Source organism: Streptomyces sp. NPDC048295 (genome assembly GCF_040652135.1).
In the GTDB taxonomy this organism is placed as follows: Bacteria; Actinomycetota; Actinomycetes; order Streptomycetales; family Streptomycetaceae; genus Streptomyces.
Genome location: NZ_JBEZLL010000017.1, coordinates 188,665 through 194,664, shown reverse-complemented (window position 1 = coordinate 194,664; position 6,000 = coordinate 188,665). Strand labels below are relative to the sequence as shown.

The following is a 6,000-nucleotide window of genomic DNA, read 5'->3' as shown; positions in this document are numbered from 1 at the left end:
ACCGGCCGCATGACCCTCCTCGACGTCCACACCGCCGACGACACCGACGAGACCGACGCACTCCGCCTCGCCGGCGCCCTGGAGCACTCCTCCGAGCACCCCATCGCCCAGGCCGTCGCCACCGGAGCCGCCGAACGCACCGCCGCCCCCCTGCCCACCCCCGAGGACTTCGCCAACGTCCCCGGCCTCGGCGTCCAGGGCATCGTCGAGGGCCACGCCGTCCTCGTCGGCCGCGAACAGCTCCTCGCCCAGTGGGAGATCCACCTCCCGGTGGAGCTGGCCCGGCGCAAGGCCGAGGCCGAAGCCGCCGGCCGGACCGCCATCGCCGTCGCCTGGGACGGCCAGGCACGAGCCGTACTCGAAGTCGCCGACGCGGTGAAGGACACCAGCGCGGAGGCCATCGAGCGACTGCGGGGCCTGGGCCTCACCCCGATCCTGCTGACCGGCGACAACCGGGCGGTGGCCGAGTCGGTCGCGGCCGAGGTCGGGATCGAGAAGGTGTACGCGGAGGTCATGCCTCAGGACAAGGTCGACGTCGTCAAGGAGCTCCAGGCACAGGGCCGCTCGGTCGCCATGGTCGGCGACGGGGTCAACGACGCCGCCGCCCTCGCCCAGGCCGATCTGGGCCTGGCGATGGGGACCGGCACGGACGCCGCGATCGAGGCCGGCGACCTGACGCTGGTGCGCGGGGACCTGCGGGCCGCCGCGGACGCCATCCGGCTGTCGCGCAAGACCCTCGGCACCATCCGTACGAACCTGTTCTGGGCCTTCGCCTACAACGTGGCCGCTCTGCCGCTCGCCGCGGCCGGGCTGCTCAACCCGATGATCGCGGGCGCCGCGATGGCGTTCTCCTCGGTCTTCGTGGTCGGCAACTCGCTGCGGCTGCGGGGGTTCAGGGCGGCGGCGTAGGACCCGGCCCCCACCCCGACCGCACGAACCGCACCCGGGTTCCCGGCACCGCCTGTGCCGCGCCCGCGAGTGCGGTTTCGTGCACGACGCCGACGACCGGGTAGCCCCCGGTCGTCGGATGGTCGTTGAGGAAGACCACCGGCCGCCCGTCCGGCGGCACCTGGACCGCGCCGAGCACCATCCCCTCGCTGGGCAGCTCGCCCTCGCGGGCGCGGGCCAGGGCCGGGCCCCGGGTGCGCAGGCCGATCCGGTTGCTGTCCGGCGAGACGCGGTACACGGCCGTGGTGAGCGTGTGCAGCGCCTCCTCGGTGAACCAGGCGTGGCGGGGGCCGAGGCTCAGCGGGAGCACCAGTTCGGCGGGGATGCCCGGCCAGGGCACGGCGTCGGCGCCCCGGGGGCTCGACGGCTCCGGGCCCAGCGGCAGTACGTCCCCGTCGCGCAGCGGCGCCGGACCGAGTCCGGAGAGCAGGTCCGCTGACCTGCTGCCGAGCACCGGCTCCGGTGTCAGGCCACCCGCGAACGCCAGGTAGCTGCGCAGGCCGTACGCCGCCGGCCCCGCGTCCAGCACCGCGCCCGCCGGTACGCGCACCGCCGCGCCCCACGCCACCGGCCGCCCGTCCACCGTCACCCGGCAGGGCGCACCGCCGACGACCACGCGCACCGCGCGGTCCGGGCGGACCGCGCAGCCGGTGGCGGTGGTCTCCAGGACCGCCGCGGCGACCGGGTTGCCGGCCAGCCGGTTGGCGAGCCGGGCGGCCGGTGCGTCGAGGGCGCCCGCCCGTCCGACCCCCAGGTGCGCCAGACCGGCCCGGCCCCCGTCCTGCGCTGTGGTCAGGGCCCCGGCCCTGACCACCTCGACCGCCCCCGTCACCGCCCCACCGCCACGAACCGCACACGCGCCCCCGGCCCCAGCAGTGCGGCCGGTTCGCGGTGCGGGTCCCACAGCGGGCCGGGGTCGGGCATCCGGCCGATGAGCTGCCAGCCGCCGGGGGACGGGCGCGGATACACCCCGGTGTACGGGCCTGCCAGCGCCACCGCGCCCGCCGGGACCCGGGTCCGCGGCGTGGCCCGCCGGGGCAGGTGGAGACGGTCCGGCAGACCGGTCAGATAGCCGAAGCCCGGGGCGAACCCGCAGAAGGCGACCCGGAACTCGGTTCGGGCGTGGATGCGGGGCACCTCGGCGGCGGTCACCCCCCAGGCCTCGGCGACATCGGCCAGGTCCGGTCCGTCGTAGACGACCGGGAGCTCCACCGCCTCGCCCGTGTCGCGCCGCGGCGGTGGTGCGGGCCAGGACCGCAGTTCCTCGGCGAGCGCGGCGCCGCCCCGCGCGATGCCGTCGAGCAGCACCGTCCGCTCGCCGGGCACGATCTCGCGTACGTCCGGCAGTTCGCCCGCCGCGCGGCGCCGCAGCACCTCCGCGTGGAAGGCCTCCGTGTCCTCCCGGCTGCCCAGTTCGACCAGGAGCGCCCGGGGCCCGGCGGGCAGCACGACCGGCGGCCGGCCGGTGAGGTGCCCCGTACTCATGCGAACGCCCGTACCGCGACGCCCGCCTCTTCCAGCGCGGCCCGTACCCGCCGGGCGAGCGCCGCCGCTCCGGGGGTGTCGCCGTGGACGCACAACGACCGGGCCACGACGGTGGTCCGGCCGCCGTCGGCCCCGGTCACGCACCGGTCCACCGCGAAGCCGACACCGCGGCGCACGACCTCGTCCGCGTCGTGCACCACCGCGCCGGGCTCGCCGCGCGGTACGAGCGTGCCCTGCGGGGTGTACGCGCGGTCGGCGAAGGCCTCCGCGACGGCGGCCAGGCCCGCTTCCCCGGCCCGTGCGAGCAGCCGGGAGCCGGGCAGCCCGAGGACCGCCAGGTCCCCGCCGGCCAGCCGGACGCCCTCGATCACGGCGGCGGCCTGCTCGTCGTCGCGGACCGTGCGGTTGTAGAGCGCGCCGTGCGGTTTGACGTACGAGACCCGGGAACCGGCCGCCTCCGCGAACACCCGCAACGCACCGATCTGGTAGGCGACTTCGGCGGCGAGTTCGGCGGCCGGTACGTCCATGGCGCGGCGCCCGAAGCCCGCCAGGTCGTGGTACGAGACCTGTGCGCCGATGCGTACGCCCCGGGCTGCCGCGGTGTCGCAGACCCGCCGCATCACCGAGGCGTCCCCCGCGTGGAAGCCGCACGCCACATTGGCACTGGTCACGGACGCGAGCAGCGCTTCGTCGTCGGTGAGGGTCCAGCGCCCGAAGCCCTCGCCGAGATCCGCGTTGAGGTCCATGGCCACGGCCGGACCCGGCCCGTCCGCCGGCCCCGGGCCGTCCGCCCGGCCCGTCAGGTTCGTCAGATTCGTCACGGGCGCACGTTAGCGCGGGCCTTCGGCCCGTGCCCCGCGGCGAACGGCCCCACCCTCTAACCTCGGAGCATGGACGACACGGCTCAGGCCCATCCCGGCGGCGCGGACGACGGACTCCTGCACCGCCGCTGGCACGACTGCCTGGTCGCCGTCCGGGGCGGGGCCGACGGGCCCGATCCGGCGCCGTACGCCGCCGACCTGCTGGCGCGCTGGGCCGAGCCGCAGCGGCGGTACCACACGACCGCGCACCTGGTCGCGGTGCTCGATCACATCGACACGCTCGCCGGGTACGCGGCCGACCCCGACGCGGTACGCCTCGCCGCCTGGTTCCACGACGCGGTGTACCGGCCGGACCGGTCCGAGAACGAGGAGCGCAGCGCCGCGCTGGCCCGGCGTGCCCTCCCGGAGGCCGGGGTGCCGGACGGTGTCACGGCCGAGGTGGCCCGTCTGGTGCGGCTGACGGTCACCCACGACCCGGCGGACGGCGATGCCGACGGCGAGGTGCTCTGCGACGCGGATCTGGCCATTCTCGCGGCGCCCCCGAGGCAGTACGCGGCGTACGCGGCACAGGTGCGCGAGGAGTACGGCTTCGTGCCCGACGACGCGTTCCGGGAGGGGCGGGCCACGGTGCTGCGCCAGCTGCTCGCGCTGCCGAGGCTGTTCCGTACGCCGTACGGGACGGAGCACTGGGAGCCGCGGGCGCGGAAGAATCTGCTGACCGAACTGGAGCTGCTCGGCCACTGACCCGCGGCCGCGGGGGAATGCCGGGGCCGGGGCCGCTGTTGGCAGCTGTCATGCCCGACTCTGCCGTTCGTTCCTCTCGCATGCCCCTGGCCGTATACATCCTGGGTCTCTCGGTCTTCGCCCTGGGAACCAGCGAATTCATGCTCTCCGGGCTGTTGCCGCCCATCGCCGACGACATGAACGTGTCGATCCCCCGTGCCGGACTCCTCATATCCGCCTTCGCGATCGGCATGGTGGTCGGCGCCCCGCTGCTCGCCGTGGCGACGCTCCGGCTGCCGCGCCGCACCACGCTGATCGCCCTGATCTCCGTCTTCGGTCTCGGTCAGGTGGCGGGCGCGCTGGCCCCGACGTACGAGGTGCTCTTCGCGTCCCGGGTGGTGAGCGCGTTCGCCTGTGCCGGGTTCTGGGCGGTGGGGGCGGCGGTCGCCATCGCGATGGTGCCGGTGAACGCGCGGGCCCGCGCGATGGCCGTGATGATCGGTGGTCTGTCGATCGCCAATGTGCTGGGCGTGCCCCTGGGGGCGTTCCTCGGTGAGCACCTCGGCTGGCGGTCGGCGTTCTGGGCCGTGGGCGCGGCGTCCGCCGTGGCACTGGTCGGGGTGGCGACGCTGATTCCGCGCATTCCGCTGCCGGAGCGGAAGCCGCGGCTCAAGCAGGAGATGAGCATCTACCGGGACCGGCAGGTGTGGCTGTCGATCGTGATCACGGCGCTCGCCGCGGGCGGCGTCTTCTGCGCGTTCAGCTATCTCGCCCCGCTGCTGACGGATGTCGCCGGGCTGGACTCGGGCTGGGTGCCGACGGTGCTCGCGCTCTTCGGGATCGGTGCGCTGGTCGGTACGACGATCGGCGGGCGGGTCGCCGACGCGCATCTCTTCGGGGTGCTGATGAGCGGTATCGCGGCCTCGACGGTCTTCCTGGTCGCACTGGCGCTGTTCGCGTCGAACCAGGTCGCGGCGGTCGGGCTCTCGTTCCTGCTGGGCCTGTCGGCGTTCTACACGGCCCCGGCGCTGAACGCCCGGATGTTCAATGTCGCGGGCGCCGCCCCGACGCTGGCCGGTGCGACGACGACGGCCGCGTTCAACCTGGGCAACACGGGCGGCCCGTGGCTGGGCGGCACGGTGATCGACGCGGACTTCGGTTTCGCGGCGACCGCGTGGGCCGGTGCGGCGATGACGGTGCTGGCACTGGTGGCCGTGGTGTTCTCGCTGCGGCTCCAGCGCGGCCGCGGCTCGTCGTCCCGGCTGGTGACGGGCGCCCCGGCCGCCGCGTCGCAGGACGCGGCCCGGGAGTGCGCGCCCTCGACGACCGCCTGAGCGGTCTCAGCCCGGTGCGGGCCGCCCCTTGGGCCGCCGCAGCCCCGCCTGGGTGATCCGGCGGACGAGCTCCTTCGAGCCGATCTGCCGGGCCCCGGCCCGCACCGCGTCCGCGTACCGGGTCTCCGGTACGTCGTAGTGGTCCCGCTCGAAGGCGCGCGGCGGGCAGCCGATGGACGCCGCGAAGGCGTGCAGCTCCTCGAAGGAGACATCGCTGACCAGGTGCGACCAGAGCCGCCCGTGCCCCGGCCACTCGGGCGGGTCGATGTAGAGGGTCACCGCCGCAGTATCCCGCTCAGCGAACCGACCGGCGCCACGGCCACGGCGGCCTTGGTGCACACCCAGTGCGGGTCGGGGCCCAGTTCGGGTTCGACGTCGAGGGCGTGCGGGTCGCCCGCGTCACAGACCGGGCAGAGCGGCCATCGCCCGTACCGTTCGAGCAGTGCGTCCTGGACGTCCTGGGCGACGAGTCCGACCACGAACGCGGCACCGTCCGGCCACTGCTCGACCCACCAGCGCCGGTGCGTCACCGCGTCCTCGACCAGCGAGACGATCCCGGCCTCGGCGACGTCACCTGCGGCGAGATCGGCCATGACCAGCGCGCGGGCCGTGTGCAACGCCTGTTCCAGGGGGTTCATCTCCATGGGCCCATTGTCACCCCGGCCGCGAACCCGCCTCGCGCGCCCGCC

Annotated in this window: 8 protein-coding genes; 3 read left to right on the top strand and 5 right to left on the bottom strand. The window is 75.2% G+C overall.

All coding sequences use genetic code 11. The features are described 5' to 3' along the window. Window positions 1–909, top strand: a 909-nt coding sequence (locus AB0D53_RS25085; protein WP_362450237.1) for an HAD-IC family P-type ATPase, incomplete at its 5' end; no start/stop codon positions are given. Here the strand turns inward: AB0D53_RS25085 and AB0D53_RS25080 are convergent. The 3 genes from AB0D53_RS25080 to AB0D53_RS25070 are packed head-to-tail and all read right to left on the bottom strand — an operon-like array spanning window position 893 to window position 3,179. Further along, window positions 893–1,780, bottom strand: coding sequence for a biotin-dependent carboxyltransferase family protein (locus tag AB0D53_RS25080; RefSeq protein WP_362450236.1), 888 nt, complete (start codon window positions 1,778–1,780; stop codon window positions 893–895). The genes AB0D53_RS25085 and AB0D53_RS25080 overlap by 17 nt on opposite strands. After that, complete coding sequence (locus tag AB0D53_RS25075; RefSeq protein WP_362450233.1) at window positions 1,777–2,433, bottom strand: allophanate hydrolase subunit 1; 657 nt, start codon at window positions 2,431–2,433, stop codon at window positions 1,777–1,779. Before AB0D53_RS25075 ends, AB0D53_RS25080 begins: the two co-directional genes overlap by 4 nt. After that, window positions 2,430–3,179, bottom strand: a complete 750-nt coding sequence (locus tag AB0D53_RS25070; RefSeq protein ID WP_362450258.1) for a 5-oxoprolinase subunit PxpA — start codon at window positions 3,177–3,179, stop codon at window positions 2,430–2,432. Before AB0D53_RS25070 ends, AB0D53_RS25075 begins: the two co-directional genes overlap by 4 nt. A 144-nt stretch (window positions 3,180–3,323) precedes the next feature. On the opposite strand from AB0D53_RS25070, the gene AB0D53_RS25065 reads away from it, so the two are divergent. Together AB0D53_RS25065 and AB0D53_RS25060 are read left to right on the top strand one after the other, a co-directional pair. Then, the gene (locus AB0D53_RS25065) at window positions 3,324–3,998 is read left to right on the top strand and encodes a hypothetical protein (RefSeq protein ID WP_362450231.1); all 675 of its coding nucleotides are present in this window, start codon (window positions 3,324–3,326) and stop codon (window positions 3,996–3,998) included. A gap of 80 nt (window positions 3,999–4,078) precedes the next feature. Beyond that, complete coding sequence (locus tag AB0D53_RS25060; protein WP_362450229.1) at window positions 4,079–5,311, top strand: Cmx/CmrA family chloramphenicol efflux MFS transporter; 1,233 nt, start codon at window positions 4,079–4,081, stop codon at window positions 5,309–5,311. A gap of 6 nt (window positions 5,312–5,317) precedes the next feature. Here the strand turns inward: AB0D53_RS25060 and AB0D53_RS25055 are convergent, their stop codons facing one another. After that, the gene (locus AB0D53_RS25055) at window positions 5,318–5,590 is read right to left on the bottom strand and encodes a DUF4031 domain-containing protein (RefSeq protein ID WP_329818299.1); all 273 of its coding nucleotides are present in this window, start codon (window positions 5,588–5,590) and stop codon (window positions 5,318–5,320) included. Continuing rightward, window positions 5,587–5,955 (bottom strand): hypothetical protein, encoded by a 369-nt coding sequence (locus tag AB0D53_RS25050; RefSeq protein WP_072487914.1) that lies wholly within the window; start codon window positions 5,953–5,955, stop codon window positions 5,587–5,589. The genes AB0D53_RS25055 and AB0D53_RS25050 overlap by 4 nt, the downstream gene beginning before the upstream one ends. Window positions 5,956–6,000: the final 45 nt, after the last annotated feature.

Bases quoted from the DNA above. Each gene is read 5' to 3' on its own strand.
- AB0D53_RS25075 (WP_362450233.1), bottom strand. From the start codon at position 2,433: ATGAGTACGGGGCACCTCACCGGCCGGCCGCCGGTCGTGCTGCCCGCC.
- AB0D53_RS25070 (WP_362450258.1), bottom strand. From the start codon at position 3,179: ATGGACCTCAACGCGGATCTCGGCGAGGGCTTCGGGCGCTGGACCCTC.
- AB0D53_RS25065 (WP_362450231.1), top strand. From the start codon at position 3,324: ATGGACGACACGGCTCAGGCCCATCCCGGCGGCGCGGACGACGGACTC.
- AB0D53_RS25060 (WP_362450229.1), top strand. From the start codon at position 4,079: ATGCCCCTGGCCGTATACATCCTGGGTCTCTCGGTCTTCGCCCTGGGA.
- AB0D53_RS25050 (WP_072487914.1), bottom strand. From the start codon at position 5,955: ATGGAGATGAACCCCCTGGAACAGGCGTTGCACACGGCCCGCGCGCTG.